The sequence below is a fragment of the Nocardioides sp. B-3 genome (assembly GCF_024703895.1).
Classification (GTDB): Bacteria; Actinomycetota; Actinomycetes; order Propionibacteriales; family Nocardioidaceae; genus Nocardioides.
Map to the genome: position 1 here is coordinate 2,760,067 of NZ_CP087968.1, position 19,877 is coordinate 2,779,943.

Consider the following 19,877-nt stretch of genomic DNA (forward strand, 5'->3'; position numbering starts at 1 on the left):
TTGCGGAGACTATCGCCCCCCGTCGGACGCCCCCGACCGAGGTCTCAGTCGCGGACGGGAGCCGGGTAGGCGTGTACGGCGCCCCTGGACCCGGATCCGGACGGTGTCACCGGCCGCCGGGGCCGAGGGGCCGGGCACTCGCGCCACGAGCGCGGTGCTGCCGGCGGTGAGTCGCAACGCGGCGTCGTGGCCGTAGAAGCTGACCTCGTCGACGTGCGCCTCGACGCCGCCGGGGTCGAGCACCACCGGGTCCGGGCGGATGACGAGCACGAGCGCGTCGGCCGCCGCGGGGTGCGTCAGGGTGACCGTGCCGAGGGCACACGTCGCCGCACGACCCTCACCGGTCCGGCCCTCGAGCGAGGTGGCGCCGCCGACGAAGCGGGCGAGCTCGGGGTCGTGCGGGGTGAGGTAGACGTCGGCGGGGGAGCCGGCCCGGATCAGGCGCCCGTCGCGGAGCACGGCGACTGGTCGGCCAGCGACAGCGCCTCGGACTGGTCGTGGGTGACGAGCAGCCCGGTGGCGCGCGCGGCCCGGAGGGCACGGGCGACGGCGCGCCCGGTGGACTCGCGCAGCGAGGCGTCGAGGGAGGAGAAGGGCTCGTCGAGCAGCACGACGCTGGGGCCCGGCGCCGGGGCGCGGGCCAGCGCGACCCGCTGCTGCTGCCCGCCCGACAGCTCGTGCGGCTGGCGGGTGCGGAAGACGCGCGGCAGCTCGACCGGGTCGAGCATCTCGTCGATCCGGTCTCCTTCTGCCCCCGGGGATCGGCGGAGTGCCCGCGGCAGTCCGAAGCCGATGTTGCCGGCGACGTCGAGGTGCGGGAAGAGGGCGCCCTCCCCGGGGGACATAACCAACCTTGCGCTCCTGCGGCTGCACCGGTCGGCCCCGGGCCCGCGACGATCCGGTCGTCGAAGGCGATCGTGCCCGCGTCGGGGGCCGGGGAAGCCGGCGATCAGGCGGAGCAGCGTGGTCTTGCCGCACCCGCTCGGGCCGAGCACGGCCGTCAACGAGCCGTGCGGCACGTGCAGGCTGACGTCGTCGACGGCGACGGTGTCGGTGAACGCCTTGCGCACTCCCGTCATGGTCAAGGCACTCATGGCGTCAGTCTCTCCTGCCGCATCAGCAGCAGCGTGGCGGGCACGGAGATCAGGACCAGCAGCAGTGCGTGCAGCGCCGCGGCGCCGTACCGAAGCTCAGAGGACGCCGACCAGAACTCGGTGGCGAGGGTGCGGGTGCCGATGGGGCTGAGCATCAGCGTGGCGGTCAGCTCGGTCGAGATCGCCGGGAAGACGAGCGCGGCCCCGGCGCCGAGGCTGGGCGCGATCAGCGGCAGCGTGACGCGCCGGGCGGTGGCGATCGGGCCGGTGCCGAGGCTCTGCGCGACGTGGTCCAGCACGACGGGCGCCTGCTCGAGGCCGGAGCGCACGGAGACGACGGCGCGGGGCAGGAAGAGGATCGCATAGGCCACGATCAGCAGCAGCGCCGTCTGGTAGATCACCGGCACCGGGCGCAGGCTCGCGACGACGAGCGCGAGGCCGACGACGATCCCGGGCAGGGCGTTGGCGACGTAGGTGCTGCGCTCGACGAGGGTGCTGACGCGGTTGCGGTGTCGGACGGCCAGCCGGGGCGACCGGGATCGCGGCGAGCGTGGTGGCGATCGCGCCGACGGCGGCCAGTCCGACGGTGCTGCCGGTGGCGGCGAGGAGCTCACCGATCGGGAACTCGGTGGAGGCACCGACGACGAGCCAGTGCACGAGTGCATAGGCGGGCACGCCGACCGCGAGCCCGACCGGGGGCGGCGACCAGCGCCACCAGCGGCCACCGGAGGGCGCGGAGCTGCGCCGGCTCCGACAGTCGCGCGGCGCCGTGGCCGATGCGGGCGTAGTGGCGGCTGCCGCGCAGGCGCAGCTCGGCGAGGAGGAGGAAGAGGCACAGCAGCACGAGGACGCCGGCCATCGCGGTCGCGGCGGAGCCGTTGAAGGTCGAGCCGTACTGGTCGTAGATCGCCGTCGTGAAGGTGGGGAAGCGGAGCAGTGCAAGGGCGCCGAACTCGGCGAGCAGGTGCAGCCCGACCAGCAGCACGCCACCCAGCAGGGCGGGTTTCAGCTGCGGGAGGACGACCCGGGCGAACGTCTGCCACCGGCTGTGGCCCAGCGACCACGACGCCTCCTCCAGTGCGGGGTCGAGGCCGCGGAGCGCGGCGACGGCGGGGAGGTAGACGAGGCGGGTAGTAGGAGAGCGTGATGACCGGGAACGCCCCACCGAAGCCGTGGATCGAGCGGTCCAGCGAGATCCACGCATAGCCGTTGACGAAGGCGGGTACGGCGAGGGGCGCGACGAGCAGGCCGTGCCACAGCCGACGTGCCGGCAGGTCGGTGCGCTCGACGAGGACCGCCAGCGCGACGCCGAGCGCCGCGGTCGCCGCCATGCAGGCCATCGCCAGCGTGACCGTGTTGCGCAGCAGCTCCGGGATGCGCAGTCGGACCACGAGCTCCCAGAGCTCGACCGGCCCGATGATGACGGTGTAGACGGCGACGTACGCGAGGGGGATCAGCGCCAGCAGCACGACGACCACCCCGGCCGCAAGCAGCAGGGGTGGTGTCGGGGGCTTGTTCAGCTTGCTCAGAGCAGGCCAGCTTCGGTCATCAGCTCGGTGACACGGGGGCCGTTGAGGCTGGAGACGTCGACCGTCGGCGGCTCGAGCTCGTCGAAGGGCTTCACGTCGGGGTTGAGCGTCGCCTCGGGGTTGAGGGGATATTCGAGTGCGTAGGACTCAGCCATCGCCTGTTGGGCCTCGGTGCTGGTCAGCCACTCGACGAACTCCTCGGCGGCTGCGGCGTGCTCCGAGCTCTTGAGGATGCCGGCACCGGAGACCGACAGGAACGCGCCGGGGTCCCGGTCGCCGAAGAAGTGCAGCGCGGAGCTGTCGGAGTCGGCGCCGCTCTCCTGCTGGTCGCGGTACCAGTAGTAGTGGTAGGCGATGCCGGCGTCGATCGCGCCCTCGTTGGCCTCCTGCATCACCACCGGGTTGTTCTGCAGGATGACCCCGTTGGCCTTGAGACCCTCGAGCCGGGCGCGGGTGGCGTCCTCGCCCTCGAGCTCGAGGACGGCGCTGACGATCGCCCGGAAGTCGGCGCCCGTGGGGGAGAAGCCGACGCGGCCCTCCCACTCGGGCTCGGCGAAGTCGAGGATGCTCGTGGGGAGATCGGCCTCGGTGACGTTGTCGGTGTTGTACATGACCACGGTCGAGCGGCCCAGGAAGCCGACCCAGTTCTTCGAGCTCGGGACGTAGGCCGCCGGGATGGTCTCCAGCGCACCGGCCGGCGCGGGCGCGAACAGGTCGGCGTTGTCCACGATGCTCATGGCCGGGGAGTTCTCCGTGAGGAGGACGTCGGCCGGGGAGTCGCTGCCCTCCTCGACGATCTGGTTGGCCATCTCGAGGTCCTTGCCCGGACGCAGCTCGACGTCGAGGCCCGACTCCTCCTCGAAGAGCGGCACGATCTCGTCGAGCAGCTCCTCGTGCTGGGCGTTGTAGATCACCGGGTCGGGCGGGTTGAGGATGCTGCACGCGCTCAGCGGTGCGACCCGGGGCGGCGGTCGCGACGACGGCGAGCAGGCGGCGAACAGGAGTTGTCACGTGGCAGTCCTCAGTCGGGGCTTTAGGGTCGCCTAACCTTAGCGCTGTCCGGGAGGTTAGCGATCGTTAACCTCTCGCGCTACGCTGCCGCCCATGACCTTCGAGTTGTCGCCCGAGCACGAGCAGTTCCGTCGCAGCGTCCGTGACTTTGCGCAGGCCGAGATCGCGCCGCATGCCGCGCAGTGGGACCGCGACCATCACTTCCCGACCGACGTCGTGCAGAAGATGGGCGCGCTCGGCCTGATGGGGCTCACCGCTCCGGAGGAGTACGGCGGGTCCGGGCTGGCCGGGGAGGACGGCGGCTTCACCAGCCTCTGCATCGCGATCGAGGAGATCGGCCGCGTCGACCAGTCGATGGGGATCACGCTCGAGGCCGCGGTCGGGCTCGGCATCAACCCGATCCTGACCTACGGCACGGCCGCGCAGAAGGAGGAGCACCTCCCCTCCCTCGTCGCCGGTGAGCAGCTCGCCGGCTTCGGCCTGACCGAGCCGGGTGCCGGCTCCGACGCGGGCGCCACTCGCACGAAGGCCGACCCGGTCGAAGGCGAGTGGGTCGTCAACGGCGCCAAGCAGTTCATCACCAACTCCGGGTCCTCGATCACCTCACTGGTGACGGTCACCGCGAAGACCGGCGAGCGCGAGGGCGGGCGCCCCGAGATCTCCACGATCATCATTCCCAGCGGCACGCCCGGCTTCACTGCCGAGAAGGCCTACGACAAGCTCGGCTGGCACGCCTCCGACACCCACCCGCTGTCCTTCGAGGACGCGCGTGTCCGAGGCCAACCTGCTCGGCGACCGCGGTCGCGGCTACGCCCAGTTCCTCGCCACCCTCGACGACGGCCGCGTCGCGATCGCCGCCCTCGCCGTCGGCTGCATCCGAGCCTGCCCGGACCTGTCGCTCGGAATACTCCATGGACCGCCAGACCTTCGGCGGCCCCATCGGCCGCAAGCAGGGCGTCGCCTTCCGTGTCTCCGACCTCCGGGTGATGCTCGAGGCCTCTCGCCTGCTCACCTACAAGGCCGCCGCCATGAAGGACGCGATGGACGCCGGGGCCGGTGTCTCGACCAAGGACTTCAAGCAGGCCGCCGCTATCGCCAAGCTCTACTCCACCGAGTCGGCGGTCACCGCGACCCGGATCGCGACCCAGATATTCGGCGGCTACGGCTTCATGGAGGAATATCCCGTCGTCCGCTTCTACCGCGACGCCAAGGTCCTCGAGATCGGCGAGGGCACCTCCGAGATCCAGCGGATGCTGATCGCCCGGGGTCTCGGCCTGCCGGTGGAGTAGACCGGGGCAACCTGCAGGCACTGCGGCGCGTCTCTCTCGTGACGAGAGGGGCGCCCATGCCCGGTCTGTTCGTGCGGCGCCCGGGTGGCGTCGCTCCTGCCGGTGCTCCTGCTTGCCGGGTGCACGGAGGGTGCCGAGCGCCCCGCGACAGCCGCTCCGACGCAGCCCCCGACCTCGAGTCCGACCGTGACTGAGGAGGTCGTCGACCGCCCGAGCCCCGAGGAGATCGTCGACGACCCCGAGTCACGACTCGTCGACGTGCAGTTCGTGCCGGGGGACCGCGACCGCCGCGTCGCCCTGTGGCGCCTCTGCGCCGGCGCGAGCTGTCTGTCCCGAAGGCTGGCCATCGCCGTCACGACCGACGGCTTCAGGACCCGGGACCTTGGCCGACGCCACCCGGCACCACGCGTTCGTCCGGCTCTCCGCCGGCGGTGAGGTCGTCGTGCTCGACTACCAGCGTGGCTTGAGCCTTGATGTGGTCCGGGCCGACGGGTCAGTGCTGCCCGTGGACATGGTCAAGGACGTCGCGCCGGTCGCGCGCGGCGAAGTGGTCGCCGGCATGGTCTTCCGGCCGGCGAGGAACCGGTTCTGGGCGACGGACCCGGAGACGGCGACGGCGCATCTGGTGCCGGTGCCCGACGGAACCCACGAACTCATCCAGACCGACACTGGCCAGCTGCGCGCGTTGATCGAGCGACAGTCCTATGCGTGGTCCGTCGACGGGGAGTCACGTGGTCACGGGTCTTCGACGGCCCGGGGCGCAACTTCCTGACGAGCTTCGTCGCGTCGACCGATGACACTCACGTGGTGGTCCATGGCGGCGACGGCGCCACCCTCTTCCCGTTCTCCGAGATCCGCCGACTCGAGAGTGATGGGGACTGGTCCGTGGTCGTGCCCGCCGACGACCCGATGGCCTACCTCGGACCTACCCCGGTCCCGGCCGACGGCCGCTTCGTCGCCAGCGTCCACTTGTGGAGCGACAACGGCCCGGCAAGGCAAAGGCCGAGGGGCACGCCGCCGGGCATCTACGTCTCCGACGGCGAGGACTGGTCGACGTACGAACGCATCGAATCGGGTGCGCCCTTCGAGACTCCGGTGCCATTCGAGCCGATGGTGACCGACATCGACGTGACCGCCGACGGCGCCCTCATCACCGCGATCGGGCCGGACCAGACCACCGCGTGGACCTCGCGAGACCTCGGGGGCGACATGGCGCGAGATGCGGGTCCGCTGAGGCGATAGCCGTAGCCTTGCAGGCGTGACACCGAGGGGCCGCCAGCTGGCGGGGGAGATAGGCCGCTATCTCGCGGTCGGTCTCGGCGCGACCATCGTGTCCTTCTTCCTCTTCAACGGACTGGTCCACGGCCTCAACACCGCCGATGTCGCGCCCCTCAACGGGCACCCGATCCCGGGCTATGTCATCGCCAATCTCGTCGGTACGGCGATCAGCTACCGCGGCACGCGTTCGTGGGCCTTCCGCCACCGATCGACCACGCACCTCGACGGCGGTCGCACCGCGTTCGTGGCGATCAGCGTCGCCACCATGATCATCCCGATGGCCTGCCTCTGGTTCAGCCGCAACGTGATGGGCCTCGACGACCCGTTCTCCGACAACATCTCGGCCAACGTGATCGGCCTCGCACTCGGCAATGCAGGCACGGTTCGTGCTGACGCGACAGTTCGTGTTCGGCGTACGCGACGAAGCCGAGGCACTCGACAGCGTCTGACGCCGGGTGCACGATGAGGCGCATGCGACCTCGCCGCGTCACTGCCCTGATCGGGAGCGTGGCGCTCGTGCTCGGACTTGCCGGGTGCGGTGTCACCCGCGGCGACGACAGCAGCGACATCTTGATGATCATCCCCAACAGCCCCGGTGGCGGTTACGACTTGACGGGTCGCGACGCGGTGCAGGTGCTGGAGGACGACGACATCACGGGCGGCAGCATCACGGTCCAGAACATCGTGGGCGCCGGCGGCGCCGTGGCCATGACCGAGCTCTGTCGGCGAGGTCGGCAACGAGAACACCCTGATGACGGTCGGGCTCGGGGTGGTCGGCTCGACCTACTCCTTCGGCAGCCAGTTCGGCCTCAGCGACGCCACCCCCATCGCCCAGCTGATGAGCGAGCCCGAGGGAATCCCGGTGCCCGGCGACTCGCCGTACAGGACGCTCGACGACTTCCCCGGCGGCCCGGAAGGCAGACCCCGGCTCGCTCGCCGTCGGCGGTGGGTCGTCGCCGGGCGGCCCCCGACCACCTCTTCCCGATGCAGCTGGCGGCGGAGGCCGGCATCGACCCCAACGAGGTCAACTACGTCACCTACGACGGCGGCGGCCCGCTGACCAGCGCGCTGCTCGGCAAGAAGATCGACGCCGGCTTCTCGGGCCTCCCGGAGTTCCGGGGATCGATCGAGTCCGGCGAGCTGCGGGTGCTGGCGGTCTCGGGGGAGGAGCGCTACCCCCGATGGCAGCCCCTTCGCGGAGGCGCCCACGCTGACCGAGTCGGGTGTCGACCTGGTCTTCCTCAACTGGCGCGGCGTGCTGGCGCCGCCGGAGATCAGCGACGAGCGCACCGCCGAGCTGATCGGCTACTTCGAGGAGATGCACGAGACCCCCGAGTGGCAGCAGGTCGTGGCGGACAACGGCTGGACCGACGACTTCAAGACCGGTGAGGAGTTCGGTGAGTTCATCACCGAGCAGGACGACCGGGTGTCTTCGACCCTCGAGGAGCTGGGACTGCTGTGAGCGACCAGAAGACCGCCGTCCCGTCCGGTATCGACCGCGCGCAGTTCCGGGCTCGCCGTCGTCCTCGCGCTCGTCGGGGTCTACACGATCGTCGACGCCCGGGGGCTCAACGTCGGGTTCGGCGATCCGATCGGGCCACGTGTCTTCCCCTACGCGATCGGCACGGTCATGGTCGTGCTGGCGGTGCTGCTCGCCGTGGCCACGGCTCGTGGCGACGTACCGCAGGCGGAAGAGGGTGAGGACGTCGACCTCACCACCCCGGCCGACTGGCTCACGGTCGGCAAGCTCGTCGCGATCCCGGTGCTCAACATCCTGCTGGTGAACATCCTCGGCTGGGCCATCACCGGGGCGCTGCTCTTCGCCGGCTGCGCGTGGGCCCCGGGCTCGCGCACGCTCGTGCGCGACCTGATCGTCGGCGTGGTGCTGGCCGTGGGCAGCTGGTACTTCTTCTACGTCGGCCTCGGGGTGCCGCTCTCGCCGGGCATCCTCGACGGGATCCTGTGAGGCCGCCGTGGACACCCTGAACCTCCTCCTCGACGGCTTCGCCAGCGCGCTGACGCTGGAGAACCTGCTCTACGCCGCCATCGGCGTGCTGCTCGGCACCTTCGTCGGCGTGCTGCCGGGCATCGGCCCGGCGATGGCGCTGGCCCTGCTGCTGCCGGTGACCTACGGGCTCGACGCCACCCGGGCGCTGATCATGTTCGCCGGCATCTACTACGGCGGGATGTACGGCGGGTCGACCACCTCGATCCTGCTGAACACGCCGGGTGAGTCGGCATCGGTGATGACGGCGATCGAGGGCAACAAGATGGCCAAGAAGGGACGGGCCGCGCAGGCCCTAGCGACCGCCGCCATCGGCTCGTTCATCGCCGGCACCATCGGCACCCTGCTCGTCGCCTTCTTCACGCCGTCCATCGCGACGTGGGCCGTCGAGATCGGTGCGCCGTCCTACTTCGCGATCATGCTGCTCTCGATGGTGCTGGTCAGCAGCGTGCTCGGTGCCTCCAAGCTCCGTGGCTTCATCGGCCTCGCGATCGGGCTGACCATCGGGCTGATCGGCCTCGACCCGTCGACGGCCCCGGGCCCGGCTGACGCGCGGCTTCCTCGAGCTGGCCAACGGCGTCGACATCGTCGTGGTCGCCGTCGGCGTCTTCGCCATCGGCGAGGCGCTGTGGACCGCGGCGCACCTGCGCCGCAGGCCGATCGACGTCATCCCGGTCGGGCGCCCCTTCATGGGTCGCGACGACTGGCGCCGCTCCCGGGCGCCATGGCTGCGCGGCACCGCCTTGGGCTTTCCGTTCGGCGCCCTGCCCGCCGGCGGTGCCGAGACGCCGACCTTCCTGTCCTACATCACCGAGCGCAAGCTCGCCGCCCGCCGCGGTGGCGCCGACGAGTTCGGTGAGGGCGCCATCGAGGGCGTCGCCGGGCCGGAGGCCGCCAACAACGCCAGCGCCGCCGGCATGTTCGTCCCGCTGCTGGCCCTCGGCCTGCCGGTGACGGCCACGGCGACGATCCTGCTCGCGGCGATGACGAAGTACGGCATCGTGCCCGGCCCGACACTCATGACAGACCAGCCCGACCTGATCTGGACGCTGTTGGCGAGCCTGCTGATCGGCAACACCCTGCTGCTGGTGATCAACCTGCCGCTCGCGCCCCTCTGGGCCAAGCTGCTGCAGATCCCGCGCCCCCAGCTCTACGCCGGCATCCTCTTCTTCGCCTGCCTCGGCGCCTACAGCGTCGGCCAGAGCTCGTTCGACCTGCTCCTGCTGCTGCTCTTCGGCGGCCCGGGCTTCGCGATCCGGCGCTTCGGCATCCCGGTGCTGCCGCTGATCCTCGGCGTCATCCTCGGGCCGCTCATGGAGTTCAAGATGCGCGAGGCCCTCGACCTGTCCAACGGCGAGGTCAGCGGACTGTTCAACGAGCCGCTCGCGATCTTCGTCTACTTCCTCGTCGTCCCGGCCGTCGTCGTGCCGCTGCTCATCGCGCGGTTCCGGCCACCGGCGCTGCTCGAGCACCATGACCCGGAGGTCTCCTGATGGCTGTCGTGATCGGCTTCATCCCGGACGAGTACGGCGAGGCGGCGCTGACCGCAGGCCTCGAGGAGGCCCAGCGTCGCCGTACGGGCGTGGTGGTCGTCAACAGCACGCGCGGCGACTCGCTCATCGACAAGCGCTACCTCGGATCCTCGGGCCGGACGCTGCTCGACGAGCGGCTCGCGGCGAGCGGCGTCGACCACGAGGTGCGACAGACGATGGGCCGCGACGTCGCCGAGGAGATCCCGGCCGTCGCCGGCGAGATCCATGCCGACGCGATCGTCATCGGCATCCGGCACCGCACCCCGGTCGGCAAGCTGATCATGGGCAGCGTCGCCCAGCGCGTCATCATCGATGCCGCGTGCCCGGTGGTGGCGGTCAAGCCCTAGTCCCGGTCTCCCGCCACAGGTCGGTCCACTCGTGGCCGAGCTCGGCCACCGTGTCGCGCACCAGCGGCAGGCTGACACCCACCACGTTGTGGTGGTCGCCCTCGATCCGCGTGACGAACGCGCCCCCGAGGCCGTCGACCGTGAAGGCACCGGCCACGTGCAACGGCTCGCCGGTGGCGACGTAGGCGGCAATCTCCGCGTCACTCAGGTCGGCGAAGTGCACGATCGTGCTGGCTGTCGCGGCGGCCACCCGGCCGGTAGCCGTGTCCGCGCAGGCAGTGCCCGGTCTGGAGCACGCCCGAGCTGCCGCGCATCTTCAGCCACCGGTCGACGGCGTCCTCGCGCGACTCGGGCTTGCCGAGCGCCTCGCCGCGCAGCTCCAGCACCGAGTCGCACCCCAGCACCAGTGCGTCCCGGGGCAGGTCGTCGCGCTCCGCGACGGCGGCGCACTTGAGCTCGGCCAGCTGCAGCGCGAGCTCGGCCGGTGGCAACCCGTCGAGCTGGGACTCGTCGACGCCGCTGACGATCACCGTCGGGTCGACCCCCGCACTTCGCAGCGTCGCGAGGCGGGCGGGGGAGGCGGAGGCGAGGACGAGCTGCATGGGACGACCCTAGGGGCTGAGCCCCGCTCGCCCCGGCAGCGGTGAGTGAGCCACATTCTGGGGACGGAAAATGTGGGTCAGTCACCTCCGGTTGGCGCGTCCTCGTACGACTTGCCCGACAGCGGTGAACCACCCACATTCTGGAGCAGGAAAATGTGGCTGAGTCACCGCTGTCGGCGAAGCAGGCGAGGTCAGAGGCGGGCCAGCGCCGCCTTCAGCGGGTCGAGGCCCAGCGAGCCGAGGTCGAGGGCCGCGCGGTGGAAGGCCTTCAGGTCGAAGGCGTCGCCCCGGCGCTGCTGCACCTCGGCACGGGACTCGAGCCAGATGCGTTCGCCGACCTTGTACGACGGAGCCTGACCCGGCAGGCCGAGGTAGCGCTTCACCTCGAACTGCAGCACCTCGTCGTCCATCCGGCAGTGGAGTCGCATGAACTCCAGCCCCAGCTCGGGCGTCCACGTCTCGCCGGGGTGGAACGCGGTGCCGTCGGCGCCGAGGGTGTTGTCGGCGGGGATCTCGAGCTCGAGGTGCATGCCGATGTCGACGATCACCCGGGCGGCTCGCAGGGACTGGCCGTCGAGCATCCCGAGCTTGTCCGCCGGGTCGGCAAGATGCCCGAGCTCGTCCATCAGGCGTTCGGCGTAGAGCGCCCAACCCTCACCGTGGCCGCTGCACCAGCACATCAGCCGCTGCCAGCGGTTGAGGCTCTCCTTGCGGTAGGCCGTCTGGGCGACCTGCAGGTGATGGCCGGGGACGCCCTCGTGGAATACGGTCGTGACCTCGCGCCGGGGGTGGAAGTCCTCGATGCCGTCAGGCACGGACCACCACATGCGGCCGGGACGGGTGAAGTCCTCCGACGGGCCGGTGTAGTAGATGCCGCCGTCGTTGGTGGGGGCGAGCTTGCACTCGATGCGGCGGATCGGCTCGGGGATGTCGAAGTGCACGTCGGCCATCTCGGCGATGGTGCGGTCGGCGAGGTCCTGCATCCAGTCGCGGAACGTCTCGCGTCCCTTGATCACCCGGGTCGAGTCGGCCTCGAGGTGGGCGACGGCGCCGTCGACGGTCGAGCCGGGAAGGATCTTGTCGGCCGTCTCGGCCATCAGGTCGGAGAGGCGCTGGAGCTCGATCCAGCCCCGGGCGTAGGTCTCGTCGAGGTCGACCTCGGCGCCGAGGAAGTAGCGGCTGGCCAAGGCGTAGTGCTCGCGCCCGACCCCTTCCTTGTCGCGGCCCTGCGGCTCCAGCTCGTCGGAGAGGAACATCCCGAAGCTCGCGAAGGCGCGGCTCGCGGCCTTCGCGGCGTCCGCCAGCTCGGGTGCGTTGACCCGCTCGATCAGGCCCGCGAAGAAGTCGCCGCCCTCGCCTGTCTCGCCGGTCCAGCGGCGTACCTGCTCGGCGACCTCGGCATATTGCCGCGCCGCGACGACGTTGCCCTTGCGGGCCTCGTCGGAGAGCGTCACGCGCAGACCCCTCGACAGCGGCGGGCACGGCGGCCGGGCGCGCGCCGATGTTCGCGACCGCCTCGTCACCCTCGGTCGGCATCAGGTCGAAGACCTCGCGGATCTCGTGCAGGCCGCTCCACAGCACCGACATCCGCGAGCGGCTCAGCCCGGCGGCCTCCAGCTCGAGCTCGAGGCGGTTGCGCTCCGGGAACGAGTCGCGCGCGGCTGCCTCGCGGTCGTCGACCGGCGTGGCCGCCTCGACGGCCTCGACGGCTGCGCGCACCAGCGCGATCCGCTCGTCGTAGCCGGCCGGCGACAGGTCGGTCAGTCGGTCGTCATGGCCCGCGACACCGATGGCGGTCGCCGCGATCGGGTCGAGGGACGCATAGTCCTCGACGAACTGGTCACACAGGGCATCAATGGTCCGTTCGGTCACGGCACCACCCAACCACTCGCCGCCGACATCGGCGAACGAGATGTGCTCAGCGCGGCAGGCTGCTGGCGCGCCAGCCGCCGGGGCCGTGCGCGAGGGGCGTGCGCACGCGTCGCGCGGGCTGAGACCACTCGGGCGTACGGCGTGGAGCCGGCGCGCCCGTCGACGACCCGAGCGCCGAGAAGACCGCCACGAGCGCGGCGATCTCCTCGGGGGTCGCGTCGGTGTTGACGACCTTCAGCAGCGGGGCGTCGGGCTTGTCGGCAGTCATCAGAGCGGGATGTTCCCGTGCTTCTTCGCCGGCAGCGTGGCGCGCTTGGAGCGCAGCAGCCGCAGCGAGCGGACGATCTCCGAGCGCGTCTCGTGCGGCATGATCACCGCGTCGATGTAGCCGCGCTCGGCCGCGATGTAGGGGTTGGCCAGCGTGTCGTCGTACTCTCGGACCAGCTCGGCCCGGCGCTCGGGCTCGTTGCCCGCGGCGACCGCCTCGGCGATCTCGGGGCGGTAGAGGATGTTGATGGCGCCACGGGCGCCCATCACCGCGATCTGCCCGGTGGGCCAGGGAGACGTTGATGTCGGCTCCGAGGTGCTTGGAGCCCATCACGTCGTAGGCGCCGCCGTAGGCCTTGCGGGTGATGACGGTGACGAGCGGGACGGTGGCCTCGGCGTAGGCGTAGATCAGCTTGGCGCCGCGGCGGATGATGCCGTTGAACTCTGGTCGGTGCCGGGCAGGAAGCCGGGCACGTCGACGAAGGTCAGCACCGGGATGTTGAAGGCGTCGCAGGTGCGCACGAAGCGCGCGGCCTTCTCCGAGGCGTCGATGTCGAGACAACCGGCGAACTGCATCGGCTGGTTGGCGACGATGCCGACGGGACGGCCCTCGACGCGGCCGTAGCCGACGATGATGTTGGGCGCGAACATCGCGTGCACCTCGAGGAACTCCCGGTCGTCCAGGGACCGACTCGATGACCGTGTGCATGTCGTAGGGCTGGTTGGCCCCGTCGGGGATGAGCGTGTCGAGCTCACGGTCGAGGTCGCTGACCTCGAGGTCGGCGGGCTCGTCGAAGGTGAACGGCTCGTCGAGGTTGTTCTGCGGGAGGTAGGACAACAGCGCCTTGGTGTACTCGATCGCGTCCTCCTCGTCGGAGGCCATGTAGTGCGAGTTGCCCGACTTGGTGTTGTGCGTGCGCGCACCACCGAGCTCCTCCATCGTGACGTCCTCGCCGGTGACGGTCTTGATCACGTCGGGGCCGGTGATGAACATCGCCGACGTCTTGTCGACCATGATCGTGAAGTCGGTGACGGCGGGGGAGTAGACGTGGCCGCCGGCGCAGTTGCCCATGATCAGGCTGATCTGCGGGATGACGCCGGAGGCGTGCACGTTGCGCTTGAAGATCTCGCCGTAGAGGCCGAGCGAGACGACGCCCTCCCGGATGCGGGCGCCGGCGCCCTCGTTGATGCCGATGATCGGGCAGCCGGTCTTGATCGCGAGGTCCATGACCTTGGTGATCTTCTCGCCGTAGACCTCGCCGAGGGAGCCACCGAAGACGGTGAAGTCCTGCGAGAAGACGCAGACTGGCGGCCGTCGACCGTGCCGTAGCCGGTCACCACGCCGTCGCCGTAGGGGCGCCGCTTCTCGAGGCCGAAGGCCACCGAGCGGTGCCGCGCCAGCTCGTCGAGCTCGACGAACGAACCCTCGTCGAAGAGCATCCCGATGCGCTCGCGGGCGGTCTTGCGACCCTTCGCGTGCTGCTTCTCGATCGCCTTCGCCGACCCGGCGTGCACGGCCTCGTCGAGGCGACGCTCGAGATCGGCGAGCTTGCCCGCGGTCGTGTGGATGTCCCTCTGCCCGAATTCTTGGCCGGTCGGGACGTCGGTGCCCTCGCCGGGCTGCACCTGTGCGCTCACTGCAGTGGCCTCCTGTGGTCTCCTGCGCCAATCTAGTGCCCATGACTTCCGTCCCCGCACCGCGCCCAGCCCTCGATCCCGAGCGCATCGCCACCCCCCGGGGGTGGCGGGTCGAGATCACCGACGCCTCGCCCTCCACCAACGCCGTCGTCGCCGAACGTGCTCGTGCGGGTGAGGACGAGGGCCCGGTGGTCGTCACCGAGCACCAGACCGCGGGCCGGGGCCGCCTCGACCGGGTGTGGGAGACACCCGCTCGGAGCTCGCTGACCTTCTCGGTGCTGCTGCGACCCGACGTCCCGGCGCAGGACTGGCCGTGGCTGCCGCTGCTCACCGGCTACGCCGTCCGGGCCGCACTCGCCGACCGGTTGCCGGACATCGCGCTGAAGTGGCCCAACGACGTCCCGGGTCGAGGAGCGCAAGGTCGCCGGGATCCCGGTCGAGCGCATCGACACCCCAGCCGGCCCCGCCGCCGTCGTCGGGATCGGGATCAACGTGTCGCAGTCGCTCGAGGAGCTCCCGGTCGCCCCGGCCACCTCCGTCGAGCTCGAGACCGGCGAACCCGTGGACCGGACCAGCCTGCTCGGCCGGGTGCTCGGCTCCCTGCACGGACTGCAGGGCCTGCTCCACGACCCGGAGGCACTGCGGACGGCGTACGCCGACGTGTGCTCGACCATCGGCCGCGAGGTCGACATCCACCTGCCCGGGGGCCCGGACGGTCAGCAGGTCCGCCGGGGGAGGCCCTCGACATCGACGCCCGCGGCGCCCCCGGTCGTGAGCTCGGGCGACGGGACCTTCACCGTCGGAGCCGGAGATGTGATTCACGTGCGCCCGCAGCAGTGACATGATCGGTGCGTGGCCTACCCGACCAAGCTCCTCAACGACGGTGAGCACGTCGTCATCTCGACCCGCACCCACCCGAAGGCGCTGATCGGCCCGGCGATGATCCTGATCGTCGTCGTCGCTGCCGTGCTGACGCTGGCGAACATGACCGACTCGACCGTGCTGGGCGCGATCGCCGGTGCTGTCTCGGCCGGCATCGTCGTGTGGTTCGTGCTGCGGCCCTTCATCGACTGGCTCACCACCACCTACACGTTCACCAACCGCCGCTTCATCAAGCGCTCGGGCCTGATCGCGAAGGAGGGCCGCACGATCCCGCTCAACCGGATCAGCGGCGTCGACTTCGAGATCGGCGTGATCGACCGGATCTTCGGCTGCGGCACGCTGATCGTCTCTGACGCGAGCACCAACGGACGCGTGCTGCTCGACGACATCCCACATGTGGAGCAGGTTCAGCTCAAGGTCGCGGAGGAGCTCCATGCCCCGGCGGGCGGCGACCGGTCTGACGATGGCACGTGAGGGGCGGCGTCCCTCCTCGGACAAGTCCGCCGAGGCGGAGCTGAGCGTGCCCGAACGACTCGACCTCGCCGTGCTCGGCGAGGCCCCGACGCTGAACGCCGCCGAGGTGGCGGCCGAGACCGGGGTGACCATCGACCGGGCCCGCCGCCTCTGGCGAGCCCTCGGGTTCCCGGAGATGGGCGCGGAGCGCGCCTTCAGCTCGGTCGACGTCCGTGCCGTCTCGTCGGTGATGTCGATCATCGACTCCGGCAGCGTCGACTTCGACATGGCCCTCAACCTCACCCGCGGAGCCGGCCAGACGATGGCCCGGCTCGCCGACTGGGAGGTCTCGACCCTCGCCAACCGGGTCGAGGAGCTGGAGGCCGGTGAAGAGGCGACGGGCTCGCGGGTCGGCTCCGCCCTCCGGCTCATCGACGAGCTCAGCGGCCCCTTCGAGGAGATGCTCGTCTACACGTGGCGACGCCACCTCGCGGCGGCCGTGGCCCGGATGGAGGCGATGGGCGCCGCCCACGACGACCTCCACACCATCGACGTCACCGTCGGCTTCGCCGACCCGGTGTCCTTCACGGCCCTGTCCAACCAGCTCGACCGCGAGCAGATCGGCGACCTCGTCGAGAAGTTCGAGACCCGCTGCCGGGACGTCGTCAGCGTCCACGGCGGTCGGATCATCAAGAGCCTCGGCGACTCGGTGCTCTTCGTCCTCAACGACCCCGTCCCCGCGATCGAGGTCGCCGAGGGGATCATCAACGTCATCGGCCGCGACCCGCGGATGCCCGACGTGCGCGTCGGGCTGGCTTCCGGCCCGGTCGTCCCGCGGCTGGGCGACGTGTTCGGCCCTCCGGTCAACCTCGCGTCACGCCTGACGGCCGTGGCGCGTCGCAACCGGCTGATCATCGACCGGGCGACGGCCGACCTGCTGCCCGAGGACGACTTCGAGTCCCGCCGGCTCCCGGCCCGTCCGGTGCGTGGCTTCGGGCTGGTCGAACCCGTCGCCGTACGCCGCCGCTGAGCGCGCGCCGCGATCGCGGACGTGCTCCGGCCCGGTCTGGACCAGTCCTCCGACTTTCGTCGAACGCGCAGCGCGCCGGGTCGCCCGTTCCTACGTTGTCCCGGTGCTGTCCGTTCAGGATGTTCTGGTGGACCCGCACGCTCGACGGGTTTGGCGGGGGAACGGGAGCTCGAGCTCTCGCGCAAGGAATTCGACCTCCTGCTGGCGCTGATGAGCCGTGCGGGCGATGTGGTGACCCGTGCCGAGCTCATGCTCGAGGTCTGGAACACCAACTTCTGGTCCTCGTCCAAGACGATCGACGTCCACACGGGCTGGCTCCGTCGCAAGCTCGGCGACGACCCGCGCTCGCCGGCGCTGATCACCACCGTCCGCGGCGTCGGCCTCCGGTTCGAGGACGGCTCGAATGCCGCGGAGTCGACCGGAGAGTCACTGCCCTAGGGTTCAGGGCGTGTCAGAACGCGCACCGACCCTTGCCGTGATCGGCGGCGGCCAGCTCGCCCGGATGATGGCGCAGCCCGCGATCGCACTCGGGCTGCCGCTCCGGCTCCTCGCCGAGGCCCCCGGTGTCTCCGCTGCCCGGGTGATCCCCGACCAGCTCGTCGGCGACTACACCGACTCGGCCACGCTGCGCGCGGTCACGGCCGGGTGCCCGGTCGTCACCTTCGACCACGAGCACGTCCCGACCGACCACCTGCACGCACTCGAGGCCGACGGCATCGCCGTGCGACCCGGGCCGGGCGCCCTCGTGCACGCCCGGGACAAGGCCGTCATGCGGGCCCGCCCGGCCGAGCTCGACGTGCCGTGCCCGCGCAACGCCGTCGTCGCGACCTCGGCCGACGTCGAGGCCTTCGGGCTGCCGTGCGTGCTGAAGACGACCCGCGGTGGCTACGACGGAAAGGGCGTCTGGGTGGTTCGCGACCTTGCGGAGTCGGACGCCGCGTTCGCGGCCGCAGAGGCCGCCGGTGTGCAGATCCCGGCCGAGGAGCTCGTCGACTTCCGCCGCGAGCTGTCCGCGCTGGTGGCACGCTCGCCGAGCGGTCAGGCTGCGGCGTACCCGGTCGTCGCCTCCACCCAGCTCGACGGCATCTGTCACGAGGTCATCGCCCCGGCGCCGGACCTGTCGCCCGCACTGGCCGGTCAGGCGCAGGAGATCGCCCTGCGCATCGCCGGTGCGCTCGACGTCACGGGCATCCCGGCCGTCGAGCTCTTCGAGACTGCCGACGGTCGCATCCCGGTCAACGAGCTGGCGATGCGCCCCCACAACACCGGCCACTGGACCCGGGACGGCGCCGTGACGTCCCAGTTCGAGAATCATCTGCGCGCGGTCATGGACCTCCCGTTGGGTTCGCCCGCCCCGCGGTCTCGCTGGACGGTGATGGTGAACATCCCGGGTGGACCCACCGACAGTGGGCATCTCTACGACGGGCTGCCGCACGCGATGGCCCGCGATCCGCACCTGCGCGTACACCTCTACGGCAAGGACCTGCGCCCCGGCCGCAAGGTGGGACACGTCAATGCGTACGGCGACGACCTCGATGATTGCCTCGGAGCGGGCGCGGCACGCGGCCGCGTGGTTCCGCGGAGACCTAGGAGAGACCAGTGACTAGCAGCGCCATCAGTTCTGGGCCGAGCGTCGGCATCGTGATGGGCTCGGACTCCGACTGGCCGGTGATGCAGGCGGCCGCCGAGGTCCTCGACGAGTTCGGCATCACGTGGGAGGCCGACGTGCAGTCCGCCCACCGGATGCCGCAGGAGATGCTCGACTACGGCAAGGGTGCCCACGGTCGCGGGCTGAAGGTCCTGATCGCGGGCGCCGGCGGTGCCGCGGCGCTGCCCGGCATGCTCGCCTCGGTGACGCCGCTGCCGGTCATCGGCGTGCCCGTGCCACTGAAGTACCTCGACGGCCTCGACTCGCTGATGTCCATCGTGCAGATGCCCGCGGGCATCCCCGTCGCCACCGTGGCGATCGGCAACGCGCGCAACGCGGGCATCCTCGCCGCCCGGATCCTCGGCACCGCCGACGAGGTGCTCCAGCGCAAGCTCGTCGAGTTCGAGGCGTCCCCCGGTCGAGACGGCCCGTGCCAAGGGGCAGGTCGTGCGCGACGCATCGCGCGGCCCCCGCAAGGTCGGCTTCTGACGGCAACCAGCGCCTCCCTGCGGGCGTCAGACGCTGTATGAAGACACTTCTCGCCGTCCTCGTGTCGGCCCTCCTCGTGATCGGAGTCGCCCCGGTCAGCGCCGCGGCCGCTCCCGACACGCAGCTCGAGGGCACGACCCGGCGGCTGCACAGGATCGCGAAGGTCCCGTTCATCAGCGACATGGGCAACGTGTGGCGCACTCGCGGTCAGGAGCTGCGGATCGCCGACGGCAGGATCAGTGTCGACACGGGCTGCAACAGGGGTCGTGGCAAGGTCCATGTCCTCGAGGAGACCCCGGAGCTCGGCCCCCTCGCCACCACGCTGATCGGCTGCGAGCGGCGCGCCGCCAAGATCGAGAAGCTGATCCTCAAGGTGTTGGTCGACGGGGCGAAGTGGCGGATCAAGGACGACCGCCTCCGGATCTCGATCATCATCGGCAACTACGACTATCGGTTGCAGTACCGCGCCGCCTGATGCGGCACGATGGCTCGGTGACCACTCGTTGGGCAGTAGCCGGAACCGGCTCGATGGCCGAGGTCTTCTCGGCCGACTTCGCGCACGTCGATGATGCCGAGGTCGTCGCGGTCGGCTCCCGCACGACCGATCGGGCGCGCGAGTTCGCGTCGCGGCACGGCGTCGCCACCGGCTGCACCACCGCCGAGCTGGTCGCGTCCGACGTCGACGTCATCTACATCGCGACGCCACATCCTCAGCACCACGCCCTCGCCGTGGCCGCCCTCGAGGCCGGCAAGCCGGTGGTGGTGGAGAAGGCTTTCACGGCCTCGCTCGCCGACACCCGTGAGGTCGTCGACCTCGCCCGTTCCAAGGGCGTCTTCTGCATGGAGGCGATGTGGACGCGGTTCCAGCCGGTGGTCGTCGAGGCCAAGCGGCTGGTCGCGGACGGCGCGAT

General features: G+C 70.8%; 22 protein-coding genes and 7 pseudogenes. 20 read left to right on the plus strand and 9 right to left on the minus strand.

The window, feature by feature from the left end; all coding sequences use genetic code 11:
• Positions 1–9: 9 nt before the first annotated feature.
• The 5 genes from LP418_RS18310 to LP418_RS18330 all read right to left on the minus strand — a co-directional run bounded on the left by LP418_RS18310 (position 10) and on the right by LP418_RS18330 (position 3,537).
• On the minus strand, positions 10–459 hold the full coding sequence (locus LP418_RS18310) for a TOBE domain-containing protein (RefSeq protein ID WP_257953137.1): 450 nt from the start codon (positions 457–459) through the stop codon (positions 10–12).
• Positions 438–1,094 (minus strand): ABC transporter ATP-binding protein, encoded by a 657-nt coding sequence (locus LP418_RS18315; protein ID WP_257953138.1) that lies wholly within the window; start codon positions 1,092–1,094, stop codon positions 438–440. The genes LP418_RS18310 and LP418_RS18315 overlap by 22 nt, the downstream gene beginning before the upstream one ends.
• Positions 1,091–1,759: an ABC transporter permease gene (locus tag LP418_RS18320; RefSeq protein ID WP_257953139.1), complete on the minus strand. Its 669-nt coding sequence runs from the start codon at positions 1,757–1,759 to the stop codon at positions 1,091–1,093. Before LP418_RS18320 ends, LP418_RS18315 begins: the two co-directional genes overlap by 4 nt.
• Complete coding sequence (locus LP418_RS18325) at positions 1,705–2,298, minus strand: ABC transporter permease subunit (RefSeq protein WP_257953140.1); 594 nt, start codon at positions 2,296–2,298, stop codon at positions 1,705–1,707. The genes LP418_RS18320 and LP418_RS18325 overlap by 55 nt, the downstream gene beginning before the upstream one ends.
• Before the next feature lie 321 nt (positions 2,299–2,619).
• Positions 2,620–3,537 (minus strand): iron ABC transporter substrate-binding protein, encoded by a 918-nt coding sequence (locus tag LP418_RS18330; protein ID WP_257953141.1) that lies wholly within the window; start codon positions 3,535–3,537, stop codon positions 2,620–2,622.
• 190 nt (positions 3,538–3,727) lie between these two features.
• Between LP418_RS18330 and LP418_RS18335 the strand changes: the two genes are divergently transcribed.
• The 12 genes and pseudogenes from LP418_RS18335 to LP418_RS18390 all read left to right on the plus strand — a co-directional run bounded on the left by LP418_RS18335 (position 3,728) and on the right by LP418_RS18390 (position 10,085).
• Positions 3,728–4,621 (plus strand): acyl-CoA dehydrogenase family protein, encoded by an 894-nt coding sequence (locus LP418_RS18335; RefSeq protein WP_257953142.1) that lies wholly within the window; start codon positions 3,728–3,730, stop codon positions 4,619–4,621.
• Entirely contained in the window at positions 4,546–4,923 is a 378-nt protein-coding gene (locus LP418_RS18340; protein ID WP_257953143.1) for an acyl-CoA dehydrogenase family protein, read from the plus strand. Before LP418_RS18335 ends, LP418_RS18340 begins: the two co-directional genes overlap by 76 nt.
• Before the next feature lie 56 nt (positions 4,924–4,979).
• Positions 4,980–5,117 (plus strand): hypothetical protein, encoded by a 138-nt coding sequence (locus LP418_RS18345; RefSeq protein ID WP_257953144.1) that lies wholly within the window; start codon positions 4,980–4,982, stop codon positions 5,115–5,117.
• Positions 5,110–5,358: a hypothetical protein gene (locus LP418_RS18350; protein WP_257953145.1), complete on the plus strand. Its 249-nt coding sequence runs from the start codon at positions 5,110–5,112 to the stop codon at positions 5,356–5,358. Before LP418_RS18345 ends, LP418_RS18350 begins: the two co-directional genes overlap by 8 nt.
• On the plus strand, positions 5,306–5,695 hold the full coding sequence (locus tag LP418_RS18355; RefSeq protein ID WP_257953146.1) for a hypothetical protein: 390 nt from the start codon (positions 5,306–5,308) through the stop codon (positions 5,693–5,695). The genes LP418_RS18350 and LP418_RS18355 overlap by 53 nt, the downstream gene beginning before the upstream one ends.
• 35 nt (positions 5,696–5,730) lie before the next feature.
• On the plus strand, positions 5,731–6,165 hold the full coding sequence (locus LP418_RS18360) for a hypothetical protein (protein WP_257953147.1): 435 nt from the start codon (positions 5,731–5,733) through the stop codon (positions 6,163–6,165).
• Positions 6,166–6,181: 16 nt separating this feature from the next.
• Positions 6,182–6,667: a GtrA family protein gene (locus LP418_RS18365; protein ID WP_257953148.1), complete on the plus strand. Its 486-nt coding sequence runs from the start codon at positions 6,182–6,184 to the stop codon at positions 6,665–6,667.
• Positions 6,664–7,590: a Bug family tripartite tricarboxylate transporter substrate binding protein gene (locus LP418_RS31135; RefSeq protein ID WP_336275754.1), complete on the plus strand. Its 927-nt coding sequence runs from the start codon at positions 6,664–6,666 to the stop codon at positions 7,588–7,590. The genes LP418_RS18365 and LP418_RS31135 overlap by 4 nt, the downstream gene beginning before the upstream one ends.
• Positions 7,591–7,729: 139 nt before the next feature.
• Positions 7,730–8,167: pseudogene (locus tag LP418_RS18380) on the plus strand (tripartite tricarboxylate transporter TctB family protein); the annotation flags it as partial.
• A gap of 109 nt (positions 8,168–8,276) precedes the next feature.
• A pseudogene (locus LP418_RS31140) lies at positions 8,277–8,678 on the plus strand (tripartite tricarboxylate transporter permease); the annotation flags it as partial.
• Positions 8,679–8,796: 118 nt separating this feature from the next.
• The gene (locus LP418_RS31145; RefSeq protein ID WP_336275755.1) at positions 8,797–9,699 is read left to right on the plus strand and encodes a tripartite tricarboxylate transporter permease; all 903 of its coding nucleotides are present in this window, start codon (positions 8,797–8,799) and stop codon (positions 9,697–9,699) included.
• Complete coding sequence (locus tag LP418_RS18390; RefSeq protein ID WP_257953149.1) at positions 9,699–10,085, plus strand: universal stress protein; 387 nt, start codon at positions 9,699–9,701, stop codon at positions 10,083–10,085. Before LP418_RS31145 ends, LP418_RS18390 begins: the two co-directional genes overlap by 1 nt.
• Here LP418_RS18390 and LP418_RS18395 read toward each other — a convergent pair.
• The 4 genes and pseudogenes from LP418_RS18395 to LP418_RS18415 all read right to left on the minus strand — a co-directional run bounded on the left by LP418_RS18395 (position 10,075) and on the right by LP418_RS18415 (position 14,266).
• A pseudogene (locus LP418_RS18395) lies at positions 10,075–10,687 on the minus strand (Maf family protein). The gene LP418_RS18390 and the pseudogene LP418_RS18395 overlap by 11 nt on opposite strands.
• Positions 10,688–10,878: 191 nt before the next feature.
• Positions 10,879–12,559 (minus strand): annotated as a pseudogene (locus tag LP418_RS18400) (DUF885 domain-containing protein).
• 46 nt (positions 12,560–12,605) lie between these two features.
• A complete protein-coding gene (locus LP418_RS18410) occupies positions 12,606–12,827 on the minus strand; it encodes an acyl-CoA carboxylase subunit epsilon (protein WP_257953151.1) in 222 nt (73 codons plus the stop codon).
• Positions 12,827–14,266, minus strand: a pseudogene (locus LP418_RS18415) (acyl-CoA carboxylase subunit beta). Before LP418_RS18415 ends, LP418_RS18410 begins: the two are co-directional and overlap by 1 nt.
• Before the next feature lie 239 nt (positions 14,267–14,505).
• Here LP418_RS18415 and LP418_RS18420 point away from each other — a divergent pair.
• From LP418_RS18420 to LP418_RS33805, 8 genes and pseudogenes are all read left to right on the plus strand, one after another.
• Positions 14,506–15,309, plus strand: a complete 804-nt coding sequence (locus LP418_RS18420; protein ID WP_257953152.1) for a biotin--[acetyl-CoA-carboxylase] ligase — start codon at positions 14,506–14,508, stop codon at positions 15,307–15,309.
• Positions 15,310–15,316: 7 nt separating this feature from the next.
• On the plus strand, positions 15,317–15,820 hold the full coding sequence (locus LP418_RS18425) for a PH domain-containing protein (RefSeq protein WP_257953153.1): 504 nt from the start codon (positions 15,317–15,319) through the stop codon (positions 15,818–15,820).
• Between the two features lie 46 nt (positions 15,821–15,866).
• On the plus strand, positions 15,867–16,829 hold the full coding sequence (locus LP418_RS18430; RefSeq protein WP_257953154.1) for an adenylate/guanylate cyclase domain-containing protein: 963 nt from the start codon (positions 15,867–15,869) through the stop codon (positions 16,827–16,829).
• Between the two features lie 150 nt (positions 16,830–16,979).
• Positions 16,980–17,267: a winged helix-turn-helix domain-containing protein gene (locus LP418_RS18435; protein WP_257953155.1), complete on the plus strand. Its 288-nt coding sequence runs from the start codon at positions 16,980–16,982 to the stop codon at positions 17,265–17,267.
• Between the two features lie 64 nt (positions 17,268–17,331).
• Positions 17,332–18,436: pseudogene (locus LP418_RS18440) on the plus strand (5-(carboxyamino)imidazole ribonucleotide synthase).
• 37 nt (positions 18,437–18,473) lie between these two features.
• Entirely contained in the window at positions 18,474–19,007 is a 534-nt protein-coding gene (purE, locus tag LP418_RS18445; RefSeq protein ID WP_442940282.1) for a 5-(carboxyamino)imidazole ribonucleotide mutase, read from the plus strand.
• On the plus strand, positions 19,004–19,441 hold the full coding sequence (locus tag LP418_RS18450) for an META domain-containing protein (RefSeq protein WP_257953156.1): 438 nt from the start codon (positions 19,004–19,006) through the stop codon (positions 19,439–19,441). The genes purE and LP418_RS18450 overlap by 4 nt, the downstream gene beginning before the upstream one ends.
• Positions 19,441–19,800 (plus strand): annotated as a pseudogene (locus LP418_RS33805) (Gfo/Idh/MocA family protein); the annotation flags it as partial. The gene LP418_RS18450 and the pseudogene LP418_RS33805, both read left to right, overlap by 1 nt.
• Between the last annotated feature and the right edge of the window lie 77 nt (positions 19,801–19,877).